This window comes from Enhygromyxa salina (assembly GCF_000737335.2).
Lineage (GTDB): Bacteria > Myxococcota_A > Polyangia > Nannocystales > Nannocystaceae > Plesiocystis > Plesiocystis salina_C.
This window is the reverse complement of record NZ_JMCC02000090.1, coordinates 30,568-52,306: the sequence shown is the minus strand read 5'-3', so window position 1 is coordinate 52,306 and position 21,739 is coordinate 30,568. Positions and strand designations below refer to the sequence as shown.

The following is a 21,739-nucleotide window of genomic DNA, read 5'->3' as shown; positions in this document are numbered from 1 at the left end:
TGCTCGCCGCGGTGAAGCCGGCAGACACGCCGCCGTCGCAAGACAGCACGCTGGTCGGCGACCTCCCCGAAGCCCCCAGTTCGCTGCCCAGGCTCAACCAGTCCAAGAACGCGTCCGCGAGCGGGCGAGCAGCCCTCGCCCGAGCAGAGAGCAGCTCCGCGCAAGACCCCGAGCACGCGACCCGCGTCGAGTTTGGCGACGACCAGCAGCCAACGCACCGAGCTCGTCGCAGCGGCGCGACCCAGCGCCCGCTCGCCCGCGGCGACGAGGTCGGGCGCTATGTGATCCTCGAGCGCGTCGGCGCGGGCGGAATGGGGGTCGTCTACGCCGCGTGGGATCCCAACCTCGATCGCAAGGTCGCCCTCAAGCTGCTCCACGGCGACCGCCAGGATCACAGCCAACGGCTGCAGCGCGAGGCCCAGGCGCTCGCCCGCTTGACCCACCCCAACGTGATCTCGGTCCATGACGCCGGCTCGCTCGCGGGCCTCGACGATCGCGTGTTCGTGGCCATGGAGTTCATCGAAGGTCAGACCCTGCGCGGCTGGGCGAGGATCGAACGCGACGGCGCCAAGCGAAGCCACCCCGCCCCAGCGCGGGTCTGGTCGCAGACGCTCGAGGTCCTGCTCGCGGCCGGGCGCGGGCTCGCGGCTGCCCACGACCACGACCTGATCCATCGCGACTTCAAGCCCGACAACGTGATGATCGGCGACGACGGTCGCGTGTGCGTGATGGACTTCGGGCTCGCCCGCGCGGCCCGAGGGGGCGACTCGCTCGGCGCGTCCACCGACGGCCAGCTCCAGCCCGCGAGCGCGTCCGCGAGCGCGCTGCGGGCGGTCATCCACGAGCAGCGGTCGCCGGCCCCCGCGACGCCGGCCGTGTCCGACCCACCCAACCCCGCCGCGTCACCCGAGCACGCCAGTCGGGTCCCGCCCCAGACGCTGCTCGAAGACCGCTCGGTGCTCGAGTCCGAGCTGACCATGGCCGGCTCGCTGCTCGGGACCCCGGCGTACATGGCCCCCGAGCAGCTGCGCGGCGACGTGACCGATGCGCGCGCGGATCAATTCTCCTACTGCGTGACCGCGTGGCAGTGCCTCTACGGCGTTCGTCCATTTAGCGGCGACTCGCCGCTGGCCCTGCTGTTTGCGATCTCCAACGCCAAGCTGGTCGAGCCGCCCTCGACCCGCGCGGTCCCAACCCGGATCCGGCGCGCGCTCGAGCGGGGCTTGGCCGCCAAGCCCGAGCTGCGCTGGCCCAGCATGCACGCGCTGCTGCGGGCGCTCGCCGATGATCCAATCTCCCGGCGGCGACCGTGGGTGCTCGGCCTTGGCTCGCTCGCCCTGGCGGTCGCGGCTGCAGGCGCCGCGATCATGCTGCAACCACCCGTCCCGGTCCCGCCGCCACCACCTTGCGAGCACGCGGGCACGCAGCTGCAGGAGCTGTGGTCTGACGCGCGCGCGCTCGAGTTGGACAAGGTGTTTGCGCGCAGCGAGCTGGTCTACGCCACCGAGACATGGAAGCGGGCCCGCGCCCAGCTCGACGCCTGGTCAGCAGACTGGATCGCCGCGCGCGTCGACGCCTGCGAGGCGACCGAGCTGCGCCACGAGCAATCCGCCGAGCTCTTGGATCTGCGCATGGCTTGCCTGGATCAGCGCTTGGTCCGGCTTGGGGCGCTGATCGACGTGCTCGACCACGCCGATGATGCGGTGATCGAGAAGACCATCGAGGCGGTCGAGGCCCTGCCCAGCCTCGACGTGTGCGCGGACCAGACCTGGCTGACCGCGGCTCTGCGACCGCCCGACGATCCCACGGTGGCCGCCGCGGTCGATCGCGTGCGTGAGGACGTCGCGCAGATCGAAGCGATGGTCGACGGCGGCAAGAGCCACGACGCGCTGCCGCTCGCCGAGCAGACCCTGGCCCGCGCGCAGGAGCTGGGGTGGCAACCAACCCTGGCCGAGGCTGGGCTCGCGCTCGGCCGCGTCCGGCAAGAGCGCGGTGAGTTCGTCGACGCCCGCGCGGCGCTCGAGGCCGCGTTCTACACCGCGCGCCGAGGCAGCCAAGACGAGGTCTCGGTCCTCGCGGCCTCGCTGCTGGTCTACACCTTCGCCGCCGGGCTCGGCGAGCTCGACGCGGCCCGCGGCTGGGCCCAGCACGCGCTCGCAGAAGCCGATCGCGTCGGTCGCAAAGATCTACTCGCGGAGGTCCACACGGCGATCGGCATCGCCCACTACTTCGCCGCCGAGATCCCCGACGCCGCCGCGTCGTTGGAGCGCGCGCTCGAGCTCCACGATGGCGACGAAGCGTCCACCTCGCTCGCTACCGCTCACATCAATTACGGCACGATCCTGATCCGCGTTGGGCACGAGCACGAAGACCGGGCGCTGGCCGAGCTCGAGCTCGGGCTTCAGATGCTCGAGCACCAGGTCGGCCCGCAGCACCCCTCGCTCGCGCTCTCACTGAGCAACTACGCGACCGTCCACGGCGCCCTCGATCACTTCGGTGAGGCGATCGATCTGCTCGAGCGGGCCCTCGTGATCAACGAGGCCGCGCTCGGCCCCGATCACCCCATGACCGCGCTGCTCGAGCTGAACCTCGGCAAGAACTTGGTCAATCTCGCTGCGCTACCCAAGACCGAAGCGCGGCGACGGACCGCGCTGCTCGAGCGCGGGCGCGGCCTCGCCAAGCGCTCGCTCGCGACCCATCTCCAAGTGTTCGGTCCGCAACACACCATGGTCGCGCAGTCGAAGCGCCTGCTCGCGCGCGCGCTGCTCGAGCTTGGGCGCCCGGTCGAGGCGATCCCCCACCTCGACGCCGCGATCGAGATCTGGACGGCGAGCTTTGGCGCCGAACATGCCGAGGTCATCGAGACTCGTGCGCTACGCGAGCGGTGCAACTAGTACCTTGGGCGCGAGCGGCTTAAAAGCGAACGCCCCGAGAGGCAGCGACAGGGAAGCGCCGGCGGGTCAGGGCGTGACGGCCCCCAGAGCGGGCCGCTGGTGGAATGTGGAAGCCTCCACTCAAAAGGCTGCAATGGCGCTTCGGTGCAGGAGGGGCTCGGGCACTCGCATGGGCGTGACCCGCGGGCGCGGCCACTCGATCTGGTGCTTCAGGATCCGGCGCTTGAGCGCGTGCCGCGTGACCCCGAGCAGGTTGGCGGCCTCCACGATGCTACCAGCAGTTACGAGTGCTTCCTCACAGAGCTTCCGTTCTGCTTCGGCGAGATTGAGGGAATCGAGAACGATCGGCATGCAGCGACAATAGTTGGATCACGATGCGGTGTAAAGAAAAAACGGGGCGCTAGGTCACACTTAATACATGTACCTAAGATCAAGAAGAGCCACAAAAGGTCACTTTGGTGTCTAGATGTTATGAATCATAGTTTACAGACCGCGCGAATATGCAACATTGACAATCATGCTACCTCTAGAACCTAACCAGGTATCCCGTCCGCATGGTGGATCACCCATGCACTCACATTGATGCTTCGCCGCGCGATTTTGCTGGCCCTATGGCCACGGCCAGCATCGAAGTAAGATGCGGTTTCTGTGTCGGAGACGAGCCGTGCGTCAGCGCTGTCCGCGATCCGCGTGTTGGTGGTCGACGACGAAGTCAACCTCCGCTTCGCCATTGAGCGGGTATTGCGCCGCTCCGGTCACCTCGCGGACTCGGCCAGCACCGTGCGACAGGCGATCGAGCGGCTGCGCTCTCAGCCCTACGACACCGTGGTCACGGACCTGCGCATGCCGGGCGGTGATGGGCTCGAGCTGATCCAGTGGCTTGGCAGCTACAGCCCGTCCACCAAGATCTTGGTGATCTCGGCCTACATCACGCCCGAGTTCCGCAAGATCTACGGCAACCAGGCCTCGATCGGGATCCTCGAAAAACCCGTCGAGCTCAGCAAGTTGATCGAGCTGGTCGAAGAGCTTGGGCCACGCCGTGGCTTCTACGGCAACTCGATCGAGGTCGAGCTGTTCGACTACGTGCAGATGGTCGCGCTCTCGGGCCGCGACAAGCTCGTCAAGGTGGTCACGCCGATCAGCGAGGGCCACATCTGGTTCGAGCACGGCGACATCGTTCACGCCGAGTTCGAGTCCTATACGGGGGAGACCGCGTTCTACAAGGTGCTCGCGGTCGGGCGCGGGACCTTCACGGAGGTGTTCTACACCGACCCGCCGAAGCGAACGATCATGGGCTCGGCGACCGGGCTGCTCATGGAAGCCGCCCGGCAGATGGACGAGGGCACGCTCGGCCAAGACCCCGAGCCACCGCCGCCACCACCATCGTCGTCGGACCAGCACGAGAGCTCGTTCGCCGACCTCAACGACGACGATGACCACGAGTCGCCGCTCTCCGACGCGGACCTGCAGCCGTCCGGCGGGTTCGATCCCTTCGATCCAACCCAGTCCGACCCCGCGCACCCTGTCGAGCCAAACGATCCCTTCGACATGCGGTCGCCGCCGCCTCCGCCTCCGCCTCCACCCGAGCCGCAGAACTCCGCGATGGGTCTGCTCGACGACCCGGAGACCCGCGAGCTCATGCTCGGGCAGTTCTTCGAGTTCGAGGGTGTCAACGGCGTGGCGATCATCTCGAGCACGGGCAAGGTGCTGGCCGAGAGCATGGGCGGCAACAGCTCGCTGGTCACGCTGGCGGGCTTCTACATGCGCGGCGCTGCACGGATCGCCCGCTCGCTTGGCTACAACGTGTTCGACGGCGTCATCGCGCGGTCCGAGACTGGCCAACAGCTGATCATGGTTGGCATGGGCGCGACCTCGGCCGTGCTCTCGATCGAGGCGAGCTTCAACCCCGAGCAGGTCCGTGACGAGATCATGGGTCTCGACTGAACGTCATGAGCGCGATCCCAGAAGTGCTCCAGCTCCTCGACAAGATCGCCGCTGTCCAAGGCGTGCGCGGAGCCATGCTCGCGACCGCCGACGGCCCCGTTGGCGCGACCGAGCACGCCCACCTGCAGCCCGCGGTCGCAACCGACGTGGGCAAGACCGTGCGCCGCTTGGTGGTCGCGTCGACGACCGCCAACTCGCCGCTGCGCGAGCTGCTGATCAACTTTGGGCCCTCGCGCATGATGCTGCGTCCGCTCGCCGAGGATGTCCTGGTGGTCCTGCTCGATCGCGACGCCGAGACCCAGCCGGTCCGCGAGCTGCTCGACGTCGAGGTCGCGCGGATGCTCCGGGTCATGCGTGGCGAGCCCGAGGCGCCAGCGATCGCGGTCGGCGTGCACGAGGGCGACGATGAAGTTGGCGAGCTGCTCGCGAGCCCGCTCGGCCCCGTGCTGCTCGAGATCGAGAGCGTCTATCAGACCTATCGCAAGCGTCGCGGCGCGGACCAAGCTCAGACCCGGTCCGAGATGCACGAGCAGATCCGCGAGTGGCTGCTGTGCTGCAACCCCTCCAACTACACGCTGCCGCTGCTGCTCGATGGCTTGTCCGAGACGATGAGCGACGACCCAACGGGACGCAACGGCTTCGTTGGTGAGGTCCAGGGGATCCTGCGCCGCGCCGGGGCCCTGCGGTAGTACGAGTCAGAGGCACTAGTCAGAGGCTCTGTGTCTGGCCAAGCAGGTCGTGCGCGTGGACCTGCGCGATGTAGTAGGCCGGCTCGCGCCCGCCCTCGAGCTCGCCGCGCTCGACGAGCTGCTGGAGCCGACTGCGCAACAGCCCGATCTGTTTGCCCGGCGGCAGCTCGAGCGCGCGCATCAGGTCGTGACCCAGCCCAGCCGGCAACTTGGGCTTGCGATCTTCGGCCTGCAGCGCCCGGATCCGCCGGGCGAGCTCGGAGATCAATTGCAGGCAGCTTTGCCGCTTGCCGGGCCGCCCGCTCGTGATGTCCGCGCGCGAGAGGTTGAGCAGCTCGTCGCACGCGGGGCCGACCTCACGGGTGAAGCGACGCACGGCGGCGTCGGTCCAGCTGCCGTCGTACTGGCCGGGCCACAAGTGCCAGCGGATCAGCTCGGCGACACGCTGGCGGACCGCCGGTGGAAACCCGATGCGCTGGGCCGGGCCGCGCTCGAACATCTGCTCGCCGATCTCCGCGTGAGCGTGGAAGGTCACGCGCCCGTCCGCCAAGAACCGTCGCGTGGGGACCTTGCCAATGTCATGCAGCACGGCCGCCCACCGCACCGTCGGGCTTGGGACCGCCTGCCAGACAACGGTCTTGGTGTGGGCCCACACGTCTTTGTGGCGACGGCCGGCGACTCGCGAGAACTCGATCGTCGCCTCGAGCTCGGGCAGCAGCTGCGCGAGCAAGCCGGCCTCGTGCATCACCTGAAGGGCCACATGTGGATGGCGTCCGCAAAACGCCGCCGTGAGCAGCTCGTAGCGCTGACCCGGCGAGCAGGCCTGAACAGCCTGCGCGTGGCTAGCCAGCTGCGCGAGCTGCGAAGCCCCGGGCATCACGCCCGCGCGCCCGGCCGCGACAACCGGGGCCAGGAGCGCGGCGGGCCCCATAGGCGCAAGCGCGGGCGCGGCCGCGGCCGCGGGCTCGGGCTCGCTGAGTTCTGGCGAGGGCATGGCGGTGGCGTCGACAGGATGCACCACCAAGCGGCGCTTCGCAGTAACCACCAAAAGCTCCCGCGAGCGAGGCTTGCCATGATAGGCTGTGGGCAGAGCGATGTCGCGGTCCCCGCAGCTCGGCTACAACCACAATATTCCGCATCGCGGCCGGCTTTATCACGTCCAGACTGAGGACTCGGGCGTAAAGCGGGCCCACATCTTCACGCACGTCTTCTACGACGGCACGATCATTTCGTCGAACAAGGTCGACTACGACCCAGGGGCGGAGGTCGAGAACCTCGACCAACACATCATCGGACTCATGCAGGAGTCCCATAAGTCGATGATCCGCAACCTGCGGCGCGGGGTCTACGACGACAAGATCGTGCAGTACATCGGGGAGCACCCCGAGGGCGCTCACGATGCGGCGCCCAAGGAGAGCCCCCCGCCCAGCGAAGACGTGCGACCCGAGCGTCGCGCACCCGCAGACCCGCGCGAGGTCGAGCCCCAAGGCCCGCCGCTGACCCCCGGCCACCCTGGCCCCACGGTGGATCCAACCTTGACCCACCCTGCGTTCAGCTCGCGCGAGGCTCAGGCCCAGGTCGCCGCCAGCGCGGGCGCGGGTGCCGGTCCCAAGCGATCCAGCCGCGGTCCCAGCCGCGTGCGTCGGCGCGCGGTCGGGGGCATTGGCGGGCGCGGCGTCGCGGCGGATCAAACCGCCAAGGCCAAGATCAACGAGCGCCGCGACGTGATCATCGGCAAGTTCGCGGCCGAGCACCAAGCCCAGCTCGACGAAGAGATCCTCGCCCTCCTCAGCGAGTGAGCACCTCTAGTCATGACCCCCACAGCGACCTTAGACTTCGCCGACTGCAGCCGCTTCGCGTCTGGTCGCTTCGCTCCTCGGGGACGCTTGTTCGCATCCGCATGTGTGGCCCCCTAAAAGGGGGCTCTGAACGCATTTCCGGTGTCCATGGGACGCACGACGTGCGGAAAAATCGAGCTAGAGGAGCTCTCCGTTGGAGTCGAGCTGCGCCAGCTCGCTGTAGCCACCGATGCTGCGGCCCTTGATGAAGATCTGTGGGACCGTGCTCTGGTTGGTCGCGGTCCGCAGCCACGCTCGCGCGGCGGCGTTGCCCGACACGTCGAAGGTCTCGAACGGGATCCCCCGCGATCGCAACAACCGTCGAGCCATCATGCAGTACGGGCACATCGGCGTCAGATACACCACGACGTCGCTGTTGAACCCGTCCGGGTGCGGAAACGATGATCCACCTGGCACATTCTGCAGCTACCCCCGCTCGGTGCTCGTGGCAAGCACCGAGCGCCAGAAGTAGTATCTTGCCCACGCCATGTCTGAGAACGAGCTGATCAACAAGGGCCTGACCGAGCTCAAAGCGCTAGGGGCTGAACTCGAGAAGGCAGTCAAGTCCGCCAGCGAGGAGGCCAAGGAGGGCTGGATCAAGCTGCAGCCACACATTCAACAAGCAGAGAAGCTCGCGTCCGAGAAGGCCAGCACGATCGCGCAAGAGGTCGGCGAGTCTGCCGGCGAAGTGATCACCGACGTCCGCGACCGCCTCGAGAAGCTGCGCGATCGGATCCGCAGCGAGAAGCAAGACTGAGCGACGTGACGACTCCGTTTGTTTGTGTACTGGTTGCGTTCGTGGCGATCTGGATCGCGCGGATCCCCGTGTTCGTCGCGCTTGGGCGCAGCGAGCAAGACTTTGACAACAAGCAGCCCGCCCGCCAGCTGGCCAGCCTCGAAGGGTTTGGCGCGCGCGCGGTCGCGGCCCACCGGGGCCTGATCGACTTCTTCGCGCCCTTCGCCGCCGCCGTTGTGATCGCCCACATCTGCGGCGCGGACCCGCGGCGCTCTGCCGTCCTGGCCATCGCGTTTGTGGTCTCGGAGCTGCTCTACGTGACCGCGTACCTGGCCAACGCCGACTACCTCCGCTCGTTTGTCTGGCTGATCGGCGTGTTTACCATTTTGGGTCTGTTCGGCCTCGCAGCCGCAGCCTGACCCGCCATTTGGGCCCATCACAACGGTGGGCCCAAATGGCCTAGACTCACCAGGTGGCGGGGTCCGAACAATCAGGTGACGAGCGCCGCGGAGGCGATCGCATCCCCATCAACGAGGAGTTCTCGAGTGATGCCTCGACGTGGGTGTCGGACCTCTCGCGTGGTGGGGTCTTCGTGCACAGCGCGGCGTTGTTACCGGTTGGGTCGCTGATCGAGCTGCGCTTCACGATCCTCGTCGACGATCCAACCGTGATCGAGGCGGTCGCCAAGGTCGTGCGGCACTCTCGGCGGCCGCAGGGCATGGGCGTGGAGTTCGTCAGCCTCGACCCGCAGATGGCCGCGCAGATCGAGGCGCTGCTCGAACAGCGTCGCCCGCTCGACAGCGGGGCGCCGCTGCGTCTGCCCGAGCCCAGTCCACGCGACGCCCCCGACGACGACACCACGCGGGTGCTCCTCGCTCGGCCAGCGCCGGCCAGCTTCGAGCCGGTAGACGACGACGACGACGACGACAGCGCGACCGCTTCGTTTCCGCGCGTCCCAAGCGACGCCAAGCCGGCCGAGACCACGACGGTGTTTCGGCCGCCGCCGATCCCAAGCAAGCCAGCGAGCAGCGCACAAGACGAGCGCACGCGGCAGTTTCCAACGCCCCAGCGCGGGCAGCCCAAGCCCAAGCCCAAGTGACCTGCTCGGGGCCGGCGCCTCCCCGCAGCCCTTGCCCTCGTGAGCGTGGGGCGCCACACTTCGATCCGTGGGCATCGGCAAGCGGCTGTGGGACGTGACGCGTGCGAACGTCTCGGACTTCGCGAGCGCGTTCTCGGTCGACGCTGACACCCGCGAGCGGCGGCGGCTCGACAACGAGGTCGAGCGAGAGGTCGCCCAGGAGGTCGCCGACACGATCGGGGCCAAGGCCGGCCGACGCGCGCGTCGAGCCGCGACCAAGGCCGAAGACGCCTGGGAGCGCGCGTTCGAAGAGGCCCGCGCCCGCGGTGGTCCTGGCACCAACCAGCGCGAGATCGAGGGTTGGTATCGCACCCTCGAGGTGCCCGTTGGCGCGGACTTTGCCACGGTTCGCAAGTCCTACCGGCGCTTGATCGCGCAGTACCACCCAGACAAGTTCGCCAGCGATCCTGAAAAGTACGCCGCCGCGACCGAGGTCGCGCGCAAGATCACCAACGCCTACGACGGCCTCCGCCCGATGCTCGAGCCGTAGGGCGGCCCTTGACCGCTGCGGCGGGCTCCACTAGATCGGCGGCAGCCCATGGCCAAGCAAAAGCGCCCCAGGGGCCGAGCTGCGACCGCGGATCGGCACGAACTCTACGAGCTGTCGGTCCAAGATCCGCCCTCGGAGGTCGCGTTCACCACCTCGACCTTTCGCAAGCTGCGCGGCCGCGAGGCGATGAGCGTGCGCGAGGATTTTTGTGGAACGGCGGTGTTCAGCCTCGCGTGGGTCATGAGCGATCCGCAGCGCACGGCGATCGGCGTCGACCTCGATCGCGAGACCCTGATGTGGGGGCTGGAGAAGCGGATCCGCCCAGCTGGTGGCGACTACGAGTCGCGCCTGACCTTGCGCAACGGCAACGTGCTCGAGCCCAGCGCGCCGCTCGTCGACGTCGCGGTCGGCTTCAACTTCTCGTACTGGTGCTTCGACACCCGTGACGCGCTGCGCAGCTACTTCGAGGCCGCGCGGGCCGGGCTCGCCGCAGATGGGGTGCTGTATCTCGACGCCTACGGCGGCACCGAGGTCTGCATGCACGACGTCAACGAGCGCGAGGTCCAGGACGACGCTGGCGTGATCAACGGCGGCGAGAGCTTCATCTACGCGTGGGAGCAGGTCGACTTCAACCCGCTCACCTCGCACATGGACTGCGCCATTCACTTCGAGTTCGAGGACGAGTCGCGCATCGACAACGCGTTCACCTACTCGTGGCGGGTGTGGAGCCTGATCGAGCTCAGCGAGCTCTTGCAAGAGGCCGGGTTCACCAACGTGCGGATCTGGTCCGAGGACGAGGACGAGGACGGCGAGGGGCTCGGCACCTATCACGAGGTCGACGACCTCGACAACGAAGGCGTCTGGTGGGTGTACATCAGCGCCGAGAACTGCTGATCAAAACCGGGGGCGCTCATGGGCGGCAAGCAACACAAGAAACGCAAGAACAAAGCGCCGACCCAGGCTTCGCGCGCAGATCTCCACGAGCTCTACGAGCGCTCCGTGCAGTCGCCCGAGGCCGACTGCGAGCTGTTCGCTACTATCTATGAAGAGGTGCGCGGCGCGGCGGCCAGGGTGTTGCGTGAAGATTTTTGCGGCACCGCGCTGCTGTCCACGACCTGGTGCCTAGGCGAGCCCGAGCGGCGGGCGTTCGGCGTGGATCTAGACGGGCCCACGCTCGAGTGGGGCCGCACCCGCAACATCGCGCCCAACGCCGAGGCGCTCGGCGAGCGCCTGACCCTGGTCCAGGCCGACGTGCTCGAGGTCGATCCACGCACGGTCGAGCCTGCCGACATCATCGCGGCGCTCAACTTCAGCTTCTGCGTGTTCAAGCAGCGCCATGAGCTCGCGCGCTACTTCGAGCGAGCCCTCGCTGGCCTCGCTGAGCGCGGGGTCCTGTTCCTCGAGCTGTTCGGTGGAACCAAGGCGATCGACACCGACGAAGAGATCCGCGAGCTCGAGGGCCACACCTATATTTGGGAGCAGGAGTCCTTCAACCCGATCAACAACGACATCGTCTGTCACATCCACTTCGAGTTTGAAGACGGCTCGAGGATCGAGCGCGCGTTCACCTACGAGTGGCGGCTGTGGTCGATCCCCGAGCTGCGCGACCTGCTCTACGAGGTCGGCTTCTCCAATGTCCGCGTGTACTGGGAGAAGGTCGAAGAAGACGACGACGACGACGACGACGACGACAGCGACGTCGAAGAAGACGAAGAAGAAGAAGAAGAAGACGACGACGACGACGACGACGACGACGACGACGACGACGACGACGACGACGACGACGAGATGCTCGAGGGCACGGGCGAGTACGAAGAGGTCGTCGAGGTCGAGCAGCAAGACAGCTGGCTGGTCTACGTGGTCGCAGAGCGCTAGAGCTGCCCTCGGGGAGCCCTGACCTGCGCAGCACGCTCGAGCCAGCGAGAAGAGTCTACGAACGCGTCCGCAAGCGGGCGAGAAGCCCTCGCCCGAGCTGAAACCCTCGCCCGAGCTGAAACCCTCGCCCGAGCTGAAACCAGTTGCCCAAGCAAGAGCGGCGGTCCGAGCACAGCTCGGCCGCCGTGCTCGTAAGACAAAGCGCACGTCGAAGGCCACGCGCGGTGTTTTGGGATACGCTTGGGCCACCGAGGTCGCCTTTGCCCAGCGCAACACCCTTCCCTTCGCTGATCGTCCGTGCCACTGGATTCGCCGCCCAGGGGGCGTTTGCGGAGGCCCAGGCAGAATTTCTCGACCCGGATCCCGAAGTCGTCGCGCGCCTCGAAGCCCTCTTGCGCTCGCGCGAGGCCGGCGTGGTCGCGCACTACTACATGGACGCCGAGCTGCAGGGCGTGCTGTGGGCCTGCGACTGGCCGCACATCAACATCTCGGACTCGCTGGTGATGGCGGATCGCGGCGTCGACATGGCGCGCGCCGGGGCCAAAGAGATCGTCGTGCTCGGGGTCGACTTCATGTCCGAGAACGTGCGCGCGATCCTCGACGCGTCCGGTTTCCAACAGGTTGGGTGCTGGCGGGTCGCGGAGCAGCCGATCGGCTGTTCGCTGGCCGAGGCGGCCGAGTCCCGAGCCTACGCCGCGTGGCTCGAGCAGGCCGCGGCGACCCCCAACTCGCTGCACGTCGTCTACATCAACACCAGCTTGCGGACCAAGGCGCACGCCCACCACGTGGTCCCCACGATCACCTGCACGTCGAGCAACGTGGTCGCCACGGTGCTACAGACCTTCGCGCAAGAGCCCCAGGCGCACGTGTGGTTTGGCCCCGACACGTACATGGGCCAGAACCTCGCGCGGCTGTTCGCGACCCTCCTCGAGCTGGGTGATGACGCGATCGCGGCGCTGCATCCGGCCCACACCAGTGAGACGATCCGCGCCTTGTTGCCGCGCTTTCACTACTTCGAGCAGGGCAACTGCGTGGTTCACCACATGTTTGGCGCCGCCGTCACCGACCAGGTCGAGCGCGACTACTACGACAGCCCCACCGCCAACGTCGACGTCACGGCCCACCTCGAGGTCCCCGGCGAGATGTTTGCGCTGGCGCTCCGGGCCCAGCGCGAAGGTCGGGGCGTGGTTGGCTCGACCAAGAACATCCTGGATCACATCACCGCAAAGCTCGACGCGGCGCTCGCAGAGCCGGCGGTTGACCCGCCCAGGCGGCTGCGCTTCGTGCTTGGCACCGAGGCCGGAATGGTCACGGCGATCGTCCGGGCGCTGCGGGATCGGCTCGCCGCCGCCGAGCGGGCTACGGTGGAGATCGAGATCATTTTCCCCGTCGCCGCGCAGGCCGTGACCACCACCGGTGACACGGTGCTGCCGATCATCCCGGGCGTGTCCGGCGGTGAAGGGTGCTCGACCGCGGGCGGCTGCGCGACGTGTCCCTACATGAAGATGAACAGCCTCGACGCGCTGTGCGACCTGCTCGAGCGCTTGCCTGCGGCGGGGTCATCGCCGTCGGTCGACCGCGCCGCCGTCCATCGCGAACTCGCAGGTTACGAGCCTCGCAAGTACGGTGAGCGCATCGCTGGCAAGACGGTGGCTGCCCTGGGCACAGAGCCAATTCTGTACATGCGCGGCTTCCAGCAGACGGGGTCGCTGCCCCAACAATTGCTCGCTGACCTTCGCGCGCGTTGACACTGCGGTGGCACTCGGCCCCGCGCAATGACGCGAAAAATCGGCATGATTTGCGCGTCGTGACCCATGCATTTGGGATCGCGCATGCATGGGAGGCTGGTACGGTGTGTCAGATGCAGGACATTCGGCCTCGATGAATTCGGTGAACGCTACCATGACGTCTGGTTCGATTCTGGTCGTCGACGAGGACATCGAATCACTCAATTCGATCGAGGCGGCGCTGCAAGATACCGGCGGCCCAATTTTGCGGGCCCGCTCGGGGTCGATGGCTCTGCAGCTGGCGACCGAATGCGACGAGCTCGCCGTGCTGCTCATCGCCGCCTCCATGTCCAGTATGAGCGGCTTCGAGTGCGCCGAGCGGCTGCGCGAGTGCCCGCGTTTCTCGACCACGCCGATCGTGTTTGTGACCAACACCACGGTCGATCCCCGCGGGTTTCGTGGGTCCCAGCATGGGGTCGTCGATCACATCCTCAGCCCTGTCGATCCGCTCGAGCTTCGGTCCAAGATCAGCGCGTTGCTGGGCCGCGGCGTTCAGCTCGAGCCGCACGCTGATCCCGATCAAGTGCAGTTCGCCAAGCTCGAGAAGTCCGCCAAGGCTTTCACCCACGAGGTGGGGAACCTGCTCAACAACATGTACCTGCAAGCACAGCTGCTCGAGCGGCTCATGCTAAAGGAAGGCGCAGGCGCCGACCCAAGCAAGCGCGCGCGGCTCCAGCTGATCATGGGCGAGATGCAGCGCCTCACCACCTTGCTCACGGAATTTCAGGGGCCGTGGCCAGGTCTCGAGCTGCGCCACTGAACAAGTCACTCGAGCTTCCGACGTGGGCGAGTGTCCAGACACAGCCGCTCCCACAGCTGCCGGTCCTCGTCGTCATCGCGATGGGGCGGCGCAAACTCGTCGGCGAGTCGCGACGCGAGATGCAGTGACTCTTGGGCCCGCTCGATGCTCTGATGCAGACCAGCGAGCACATCTTGCAGGCTCGCCCCGGACGCGGCGGATTTGCGCAAGACCGCAAGCTGCAAAGGCACTGGATTAATGGCATTGCGTAGCTCGTGCACCAGGGCGCGGACGGTCAGACCAAGGGCGCGCTGGGCGTCCCGATGTGCGAGCTTCCGTAGCTGTTCCCTAGCTGATTCATCCACACGGCAATGTTAGGCGCGCGGCAACTTTAATCGCCGGCAAGTTTGAGCGTTCATGCGACGTCGGGGCAGCAAGGTTTGCTGTGATCCATACGTCGCGAATCCCTGTAATCCTCGTGGGCCACAATGGCAGGAGTGAACGAAGACAAAGCTGACCTCGAAACATCGGGAATCCCCGTCGCGATGGCGATGGACGACACCAAGCCAATCTCGATTGACGAGCCGTCCCCACGCACCGGCGACCTTCCGTATCTGGGCTGGATTCCGATCGGGGCGTTGATCCAAAACTCCTACCGAATCTTGCGGCAGCTCGGCGAGGGCGGCATGGGCATCGTGCTGCATGGCGTCGACGAGAGGCTCGAGCGCGAGGTTGCGATCAAGTTCATCCACCCCAAGCACGTCGACACCGAGGAATTGCACGAGCTGTTTGTTCGAGAGGCCCGCGCGATGGCGCGCGCTCGCCATCCCAACCTGGTCGAGATCTACGCCCGCGGCGAGTACCAGGGCTCGCCCTACTTCGTGATGGAGTACATCAAGGGCACGACCTTGGAGGAGTGGGTCGCGGGCCATGAGCAACGCCCGGTCGCGCTCGACGACGCGCTCTCCGTGCTCGACCAGATCTGCCGTGGGGTCTCGGCGCTGCACGCTGTCGGGGCCGTGCACCGGGATCTCAAGCCAAGTAATGTGATGATCGGCCCCGGGTTTCGGGCGGTCGTCACCGACATGGGACTGGCGATCAATTTGGGTGGATGGGCAGCCGGCCGTGAGCCGGTCGCGGGGACCCCAGCCTATATCGCGCCCGAGATCGCGGTGGAGCGTCACGTGTCGCCGCAGTACGCCCACGCTTCGGACGTGTATGCGATCGGCGTGATCGCCTACGAGCTGCTCACCGGCCGCCACCCGTTCGAGTCCAAGCGGGTCGCGGATCTGCTGCGGGCCCACATCCACGAGACGCCGCGCAAGCCGAGCGAGGTCGCGCCCGGGCTCCCCGATGTGTTCGACGACGTGCTGATGCGGGCGTTGGCGAAAGATCCAGAGTCGCGGATCGCGTCTGCCCACGCGCTGCGGACCGCGCTGGCGGTCGCGCGCGACCGCTTGAGCGAGTCGAGCGCGCCCACGCGGATCATGATCGCCGACGACGACCATGCGTGCCTGCGCTGGACCGCGAAGTTCATCAGCGGGTCGTTCCCCAACGCCACGTTGGATCTCGTCTCGGATGGCGCGACGGCGCTGCAACATGCGATGCGCGATCCCCCGAGCGTGGCGATCTTGGATCTGAGCATGCCGGGTCTCAACGGGACCGAGCTGACGGCGGCGCTGCGGGCCAACCCACAGACGCGCGATGTCCCGATCGTCGTGGTCACGGGCGTCGGTGGAGCGCCGGACTGGCGCTTGCTGTTGCGACTTGGGGCGTCGGGGTTCTTGGTCAAGCCTACGGATCCAGACGCACTGGTCACGACGATCCGGCGGTTGCTCGTGTAAGTTCGGTCTTTGCTTGGTTGTGCGCGGGGGTCGGGGGCTCCGACGTGGCAGCGCGCACGGGCTGCCGACGACCCGAACCCGGCTAGGTCTACTCCAGTCTCGTGGCCCCGCTTCCTCTCGTGTCTTCTCACTGGCCCGGCCGCGCTTCTCTTCGTTAATCTCCACGTGCGTAGATACGCCGGGTTCGGGCCGTCGGCGGCCTTTGTGCGCTCGTCGTTGTTCGGGCCGGGTTCTCCGCTGCAGCCACGCGGAGGCTGATGCCCGAGCCCGCGGGGGTCGGGGGCTCCGACGTGGCAGCGCGCACGGGCTGCCGACGACCCGAACCCGGCTAGGTCTACTCCAGTCTCGTGGCCCCGCTTCCTCTCGTGTCTTCTCACTGGCCCGGCCGCGCTTCTCTTCGCTAATCTCCACGTGCGTAGATACGCCGGGTTCGGGCCGTCGGCGGCCTTTGTGCGCTCGTCGTTGTTCGGGCCGGGTTCTCCGCTGCAGCCACGCGGGGGCTGATGCTGGAGCCGGCACCGTCTATGTGGGGATCGAGGAGAGCCCCCTTGCAGGGGGCCACACACATGCGCCTACGAACAGCCAGCCCCGAGGAGCGAAGCGACCGGACGCGCCAGCGGCCGTAGTCGGCGAAGTCTGAGGTCTATGTGGGGGTCCTAAACCGGTCCTAAACCGTCTAGGGTTCTTCGCGGTCGAGGTCGAGCGTGGCGATGAGATCGTGCGCTGTGGTCTGCATGATGCGGGCCTGGACGAAGTCGCCGGGGTTGGCGGTGCCGTCGAGCAGGATCACCTTGCCGTCGATCTCGGGGGCCTGGCCCTCGTGGCGGCCGTCGAGCAAGAGCTCGCTCTCGTCGGAGATGCCGTCGACGAGGACTTCGATCAGGTCGCCCTGCATCGCTGCGAATTTTTGCTCGCGGATCCCCGCTTGCAACTCCATGAGCTCGGTCGCGCGAGCGTTGGCCAGCGCATCGTCGACGCGCTCGGGCTGCATGGCGGAGGTCGTGCCGTCTTCGCGCGACCACGGGAACACGCCCAGGTGGTCGATCTCGCCCTCGGCGATGAACTCGCGCAGGCGCTGGTAGGCGGCCTCGTCCTCGCCCGGGTGGCCGACGAGCATGGTCGTGCGCAGCCAGATCCTGGCGGACTGGGCCCGGATCCGCTCGACCAAGTCGCGCACGGTCCGCTCGGTGTAGCCGCGACGCATCTTCTTGAGCACGCCCGTGTCGACGTGCTGGATCGGCACGTCGAGGTAGGTGGCGACCTTGGGGTGGGTGGCGATGCGCTCGATCAGGCCGTCGGTGACGGCGGTCGGGTAGGCGTAGTGCAGGCGGATCCAACGAAGCTCGGGGATCTCACCAAGCGCGTCGAGCAGACCTTCGAGGTTCGAGGGCGCCAGCCCGCGCGCGCCCAGGTCGGTGCCGTAGGTGGTCAGATCCTGGGCGACCAAGCAGATCTCGCGGGTGCCCGCGCCGACCAGAGCGTGGACCTCTTGGACGATGTCGAACACCGGACGCGAGCGCTGCGGGCCACGCAGCTTGGGGATGATGCAGAACCCACACGGGCGATCGCAGCCCTCGCCGATCTTCACGTAGTTGGTGTGCCCGGCCCCGTAGGTCTGGCGCGGCGTGCTGTGGTCGTACAGCCACGAGCGGCGATCCAGCGGGCTGACGCCCATGCGCTGGGCCGCGCCACCCAGCACGGTCTGAAGGCCCAGCATGTCGGCGCTGCCCAAGAAGTGATCGACCTCGGGCATCTCGTCGGCGAGCTCGGTCGGGTAGCGCTGGCTCAGACACCCGGCAACGACCAAGCGCTTGGGTCCGGCGCCAGCTTCGGCTGCGCCCGCCTTGACCCGCGCGAGCTCGAGGATCGTCTCGATCGATTCTTCCTTGGCTGCGTCAATGAACCCGCAGGTGTTGACGACCAATGTGTCGGCAAGCTCGGGGTCGTCGACCAGCGAGTGACCGCCCGCACGCACGACCCCAAGCATGACCTCCGTGTCGACCTGGTTCTTCGGACAGCCAAGGCTGACGAAGTAGACCTTCTGCGGTGTCTGGGGCGGGAGATCTGAACGGGCCGGCTCGCGCTCACCGACGATGGGCAGGCTGATGGGCATCGCCCGCACGTGTAGCCCGGAGTCGGGCGCCCGCAAAGCGCGAGGTGTCTGGAGCGGTCAAGTCCTCGAGCGCAATTCGAGCCAGAGTTCGTCGACCAGGTCTTTGGTGCCGCCGTCCCAGTTCTCGCTGACAAACAAGCGCTGACGCACATCGGCCGGGGGATAGAGCTGGGGCTCCGCGGCGTCCAAGATCAGCCCCTGCGCGACCGCGGCCGCGTTGGGGGTGGCAAATCGCAGGGTGTTGGCGTTGAGCGCGGCGATCTTTGGATCGAGCAGGAACTCGATGAAAGCCAGCGCCAGCTGGGGATTCGCGGCCTTGGCTGGGATCGCCAGGTAGTCGATCCACAGCGCGGCGCCCTCGTCGGGGATCACATAGCGCAGGCTGGGGCGCTGGCTCTGGGCGCGGAACAGGTCCCCGCTGTCGATCTGCGCGATCCAGGTGTCGCCGGCGATCAGCGCGGCCGCGGGGTTGCTGTCGTAGGCGCGCAGCAGCTGCTTTTGCTCACGCAGGCGCGGCCAGACCTGCTCGCGGATCGCCGGCTTGTCGGTCGAGTTGATGCCGAGGCCGCTGGCGAGCAGGGCCTGATCCATGACGTCGCCCTTGCTGTCGATCACCGAGATCCGTCCGGCGTAGCGGGGATCGAACAGCGCGTTCCAGCTCGTCGGTGGATCCACGCGATCCGCGTCGTAGCCGATCCCCGTGGTGCCCCACAGGTAGGGGACCGCGTAGGCTCCGCCGCCGCGCTCTTGCCTGGCATGCCAGACCGGGAACGCCGGGTCGAGGTGCTCGACGGCGCGGGGCAGCTCGCTCAGCTGCAAGAGGACGCCGTCGCGCTGTAGCGACGAGAGCAGATAGTCGATCGGGATCACCAGATCATAGCGAGCGCCAGCGCGCAGCTTCGCGTCCATCTCGGCTTCGGACAGGTAGAAGTCCTGGGTCAACGAGGTGCGTGGGTGCGCCTGGACAAAGCGCTCGATCACCTCGGGGGCGAGATAGTCACCCCAGTTGTAGAGGCTGAGCCCGCGCGTCCGCGAGCACCCGACGCTCGTCAAACCCAGTCCCAAACCCAGTCCCAAACCCAGCGCACCCGCCCCAACGAGCAAGCTCCGGCGAGACAGGCTGTTTTCAGCTCGGGCGAGGGCTTCTCGCCCGCTTGCGGACGCCTTCGTAGACTGGTTCACCTTGGGCAGCGAACTCATGTCAGCTCCAGCACGTCGTCGTCGTCCCAGTCGAGGTCGCATGCTTCAGAACCCTCCCACGCGAGGGCGCGGGCGACCAGGATCGGGGCCGCGAGCCCCTCGACCGCGAGCTCGTGCTCCCACAGCGGACCCACGCAACTGCGTGCCAGCAAGCGCGCACGAACCCGGCCCTGCTCGCCCGCCACGATCCGCAGGCGCTCCGGTCGCAAGAACCCGGCGCGGGCAGGATCCGGCACGCCGCTGAGCTCGCCGAGCAGGCGCGCGGTCTCGAGGTCGGGCGGGCGCGCGTAGAGCTGCTCGGGCGCGGCGCTGGCGAGCACGCGACCCCGGCTCATGACCACCAAGGTGTCGGCGAGCGCGAGGGCGTCGGCGGCGTGATGGGTCACGTGCAACATCCCGATGCCCTTGGCTTTGCGGATCCCGGCCAGCGCCCGGCGCAGCGCAGCGCGGCGGGGTCGATCCAGGGCGGACAGCGGCTCGTCGAGCAGCAGCCACGGCGGCGCCCGGTACAGCGCCCGCGCCAGGGCGACGCGCTGACGCTCACCGCCGGACAGCGCGTCGATGTTGCGCGCTGCAAACACCGCGGGATCCAGGCCCAGCCGCTCGAGCAAGGCGTGGGCCTCGGTCACACCGCCAGCGTCCGCGCGGCTGCGCCCAAGCGAGCTCGTGCGGCCCAGCCGATCCACGAAGGTCACGTTTTCGAGCACGCTCAGGTGCGGAAACAGAGCGGGGGCTTGGAACACCGTCCGCGTCGGCCGGGCTGCGGCGGCGAGCGTGTCGACCCGCTGATCCCCGATCCACAGCTCGCCAGCGTCGAGCGGTTCGAGCCCCGCGATCCCGCGCAGCAGCGTGGTCTTGCCCGAGCCCGAGTGGCCCATCACGCACACGTGGCGCCCGGCCTCGAGCTCGAGATCCACGCCGGCCAGCGCAACGACCGAGCCCCGACCGGCGCCAGCGAAGCGCTTGTGCAGGCCCCGGGCGCGCAGGTTCACGCTGGGCTCGGCGCTCACTGGGGCCTCCAACGGGCGAGCGCGCGTGCGGTCAGCACCGCGAGCACGGGCACCAGCACCAGGACCAGCGACCAGCGTCGGACCAGGGCGATCGAGCCCGCGCGGGCGTGGATCGTGAGCGCGACCGCGAGCGTGTCGCCGCCTGGGCCCGAGGTGAACGCTGGGATCGCAGCTTGGCCCAAGACCCACGCGAGCGTGAGCACGCCCGCAACGATCAACGCCGGGCGCGCGAGCGGCAGCCACACCAAGCGCAAGCGCTCACCCACCGAGGCGCCCAGATCGATCGCCGCGTCGATCAGCGCGCGCGGGATCACGACCGTCATCAGGCGCGCCGTCACGAAGCCCAGCGCCAGCGCGGGCCCGAGCATTGCCACCACCGTCAGCGTGGGCCCGGGCGCCAGGCCGAGCGCGGTGCCGGCCCCGAGCGTCAGCAACCCGTGGATGCTGGGTGGGATCGCCAGCGGGGCGAGCACGGCCACGCCGATCCACGCCGGATGGGGGACCTGGCGGCTCGCCAGCGCCAGGCCAAACCCCGCGCTGGTGGCCAGCGCCGCGACGACGCCCGCGATCCCCAACGAGCGCACGAACAGCCCGGCGAGCAGCCGATCCGTTGGACCCAACCCAACCGGGTGCTCGCCAACCACCAGGGCCACGGGCGCGATCAACAGCAGCGCGAGCACGCTGTGCCCGGCCACCCGAACCCAGGCGGGCGCGGCCGGGACCTCGCGCCAGTCGCTGCGCTGGGCGGCGGTCAGCTCACGGGTGATCAACCATGCGCACGGCAGCGCCAGGGCGATCAGCACCACCACACACACCGCGGCCCGAGCGGGCGCCTGCTCGCGAATCAGCGCGTCGCGGATCAGCAGGCCCGGCGTGTAGGCATGCCCGCCGCCCGCGATCTCGAACGCGAGCTCGTCCCCGAGCCCCTGCAAGAACGCCCACGTGCACGCCACCAACATCGCAGGGCGAAGGTGTGGCCACTCGATCTCGCGCGCACGCGCGAGCGGCCCCGCGCCAAGATCCCGCGCCGCCTCGATCAACGCCAGCGGTCGGGTCCGCAGCCGCAAGCCCAACACCAGCGCCGCGAAGGGCAGGACGTCGATGATCAGCGTGACCACGGCGGCCAGGGAACCCGGGGTCAGACCCAGCGCCAGCACGGCGTGGGCCACGACCGAGCGACTCACCAACAACAGCGCCAGCAACACCACGGGCGTGACCGTCTGCGCGAGCAGCAGGCCAAGCGCCCCGCTCAGGATCGCCGCGATCGCCGACAGCCCCAGACCACGCAGCAGCACCCGGGCAATCGCCGCCCGCTCGACCCCGCGCAGCTCGAAGGGCCAGGCCGCGTCAACGAGCAGGCCAAGCGGCAGCAAGACCACCAAGGTCAGCCACACAAACGCGATCACGCCAAGCACCCGCCCGGGCTGAGCGACGGCCCAAGC

At 67.9% G+C, this 21,739-nt stretch carries 21 protein-coding genes; 13 read left to right on the top strand and 8 right to left on the bottom strand.

Annotated elements, in window-relative coordinates:
- The first annotated feature begins 11 nt into the window (after positions 1 to 11).
- Positions 12 to 2,894, top strand: a complete 2,883-nt coding sequence (locus DB30_RS29690; protein ID WP_240480359.1) for a serine/threonine-protein kinase — start codon at positions 12 to 14, stop codon at positions 2,892 to 2,894.
- 120 nt (positions 2,895 to 3,014) lie between these two features.
- Here the strand turns inward: DB30_RS29690 and DB30_RS29685 are convergent, their stop codons facing one another.
- Positions 3,015 to 3,245, bottom strand: a complete 231-nt coding sequence (locus DB30_RS29685) for a helix-turn-helix domain-containing protein (RefSeq protein WP_052555282.1) — start codon at positions 3,243 to 3,245, stop codon at positions 3,015 to 3,017.
- A 297-nt stretch (positions 3,246 to 3,542) separates the two neighbouring features.
- Between DB30_RS29685 and DB30_RS29680 the strand changes: the two genes are divergently transcribed.
- Both DB30_RS29680 and DB30_RS29675 read left to right on the top strand, forming a co-directional pair.
- The gene (locus DB30_RS29680; RefSeq protein WP_052555280.1) at positions 3,543 to 4,838 is read left to right on the top strand and encodes a response regulator; all 1,296 of its coding nucleotides are present in this window, start codon (positions 3,543 to 3,545) and stop codon (positions 4,836 to 4,838) included.
- Positions 4,839 to 4,843: 5 nt separating this feature from the next.
- Positions 4,844 to 5,527 (top strand): roadblock/LC7 domain-containing protein, encoded by a 684-nt coding sequence (locus DB30_RS29675; RefSeq protein WP_052555278.1) that lies wholly within the window; start codon positions 4,844 to 4,846, stop codon positions 5,525 to 5,527.
- 19 nt (positions 5,528 to 5,546) lie between these two features.
- Here DB30_RS29675 and DB30_RS29670 read toward each other — a convergent pair whose 3' ends face one another.
- A complete protein-coding gene (locus tag DB30_RS29670) occupies positions 5,547 to 6,521 on the bottom strand; it encodes an HDIG domain-containing metalloprotein (RefSeq protein WP_146661179.1) in 975 nt (324 codons plus the stop codon).
- A gap of 100 nt (positions 6,522 to 6,621) precedes the next feature.
- On the opposite strand from DB30_RS29670, the gene DB30_RS29665 reads away from it, so the two are divergent.
- On the top strand, positions 6,622 to 7,326 hold the full coding sequence (locus tag DB30_RS29665; protein WP_052555274.1) for a hypothetical protein: 705 nt from the start codon (positions 6,622 to 6,624) through the stop codon (positions 7,324 to 7,326).
- Between the two features lie 177 nt (positions 7,327 to 7,503).
- On the opposite strand, the gene DB30_RS29660 is transcribed toward DB30_RS29665, so the two are convergent.
- Entirely contained in the window at positions 7,504 to 7,782 is a 279-nt protein-coding gene (locus tag DB30_RS29660) for a glutaredoxin (protein WP_240480358.1), read from the bottom strand.
- 70 nt (positions 7,783 to 7,852) lie between these two features.
- Here DB30_RS29660 and DB30_RS29655 point away from each other — a divergent pair, with 70 nt between their 5' ends.
- The 8 genes from DB30_RS29655 to DB30_RS29620 all read left to right on the top strand — a co-directional run bounded on the left by DB30_RS29655 (position 7,853) and on the right by DB30_RS29620 (position 14,151).
- Positions 7,853 to 8,122, top strand: a complete 270-nt coding sequence (locus tag DB30_RS29655) for a hypothetical protein (RefSeq protein ID WP_052555272.1) — start codon at positions 7,853 to 7,855, stop codon at positions 8,120 to 8,122.
- A 5-nt stretch (positions 8,123 to 8,127) separates the two neighbouring features.
- The gene (locus DB30_RS29650; protein WP_165704009.1) at positions 8,128 to 8,520 is read left to right on the top strand and encodes an MAPEG family protein; all 393 of its coding nucleotides are present in this window, start codon (positions 8,128 to 8,130) and stop codon (positions 8,518 to 8,520) included.
- A 53-nt stretch (positions 8,521 to 8,573) separates the two neighbouring features.
- On the top strand, positions 8,574 to 9,200 hold the full coding sequence (locus DB30_RS29645) for a PilZ domain-containing protein (RefSeq protein WP_146661175.1): 627 nt from the start codon (positions 8,574 to 8,576) through the stop codon (positions 9,198 to 9,200).
- Between the two features lie 67 nt (positions 9,201 to 9,267).
- On the top strand, positions 9,268 to 9,729 hold the full coding sequence (locus DB30_RS29640; protein WP_052555266.1) for a J domain-containing protein: 462 nt from the start codon (positions 9,268 to 9,270) through the stop codon (positions 9,727 to 9,729).
- A gap of 48 nt (positions 9,730 to 9,777) precedes the next feature.
- On the top strand, positions 9,778 to 10,623 hold the full coding sequence (locus DB30_RS29635) for a class I SAM-dependent methyltransferase (protein ID WP_052555263.1): 846 nt from the start codon (positions 9,778 to 9,780) through the stop codon (positions 10,621 to 10,623).
- 18 nt (positions 10,624 to 10,641) lie between these two features.
- Entirely contained in the window at positions 10,642 to 11,604 is a 963-nt protein-coding gene (locus DB30_RS41780) for a class I SAM-dependent methyltransferase (RefSeq protein WP_052555261.1), read from the top strand.
- Between the two features lie 260 nt (positions 11,605 to 11,864).
- Entirely contained in the window at positions 11,865 to 13,352 is a 1,488-nt protein-coding gene (gene nadA / locus DB30_RS29625; protein WP_052555259.1) for a quinolinate synthase NadA, read from the top strand.
- A 154-nt stretch (positions 13,353 to 13,506) separates the two neighbouring features.
- Complete coding sequence (locus DB30_RS29620) at positions 13,507 to 14,151, top strand: response regulator (RefSeq protein ID WP_052555257.1); 645 nt, start codon at positions 13,507 to 13,509, stop codon at positions 14,149 to 14,151.
- A gap of 5 nt (positions 14,152 to 14,156) precedes the next feature.
- On the opposite strand, the gene DB30_RS29615 is transcribed toward DB30_RS29620, so the two are convergent.
- Complete coding sequence (locus DB30_RS29615; RefSeq protein WP_146661169.1) at positions 14,157 to 14,360, bottom strand: hypothetical protein; 204 nt, start codon at positions 14,358 to 14,360, stop codon at positions 14,157 to 14,159.
- Positions 14,361 to 14,627: 267 nt separating this feature from the next.
- Between DB30_RS29615 and DB30_RS29610 the strand changes: the two genes are divergently transcribed.
- Positions 14,628 to 15,974: a serine/threonine protein kinase gene (locus tag DB30_RS29610; protein WP_052555253.1), complete on the top strand. Its 1,347-nt coding sequence runs from the start codon at positions 14,628 to 14,630 to the stop codon at positions 15,972 to 15,974.
- Between the two features lie 676 nt (positions 15,975 to 16,650).
- Here DB30_RS29610 and rimO read toward each other — a convergent pair.
- From rimO to DB30_RS29590, 4 genes are all read right to left on the bottom strand, one after another.
- Positions 16,651 to 18,087, bottom strand: a complete 1,437-nt coding sequence (gene rimO, locus DB30_RS29605) for a 30S ribosomal protein S12 methylthiotransferase RimO (protein ID WP_052555382.1) — start codon at positions 18,085 to 18,087, stop codon at positions 16,651 to 16,653.
- Between the two features lie 57 nt (positions 18,088 to 18,144).
- A complete protein-coding gene (locus DB30_RS29600; protein ID WP_052555250.1) occupies positions 18,145 to 19,140 on the bottom strand; it encodes a polyamine ABC transporter substrate-binding protein in 996 nt (331 codons plus the stop codon).
- Positions 19,141 to 19,283: 143 nt separating this feature from the next.
- Entirely contained in the window at positions 19,284 to 20,297 is a 1,014-nt protein-coding gene (locus DB30_RS29595) for an ABC transporter ATP-binding protein (protein WP_052555247.1), read from the bottom strand.
- Positions 20,294 to 21,703, bottom strand: a complete 1,410-nt coding sequence (locus tag DB30_RS29590) for an ABC transporter permease subunit (RefSeq protein ID WP_165704008.1) — start codon at positions 21,701 to 21,703, stop codon at positions 20,294 to 20,296. Before DB30_RS29590 ends, DB30_RS29595 begins: the two co-directional genes overlap by 4 nt.
- Positions 21,704 to 21,739: the final 36 nt, after the last annotated feature.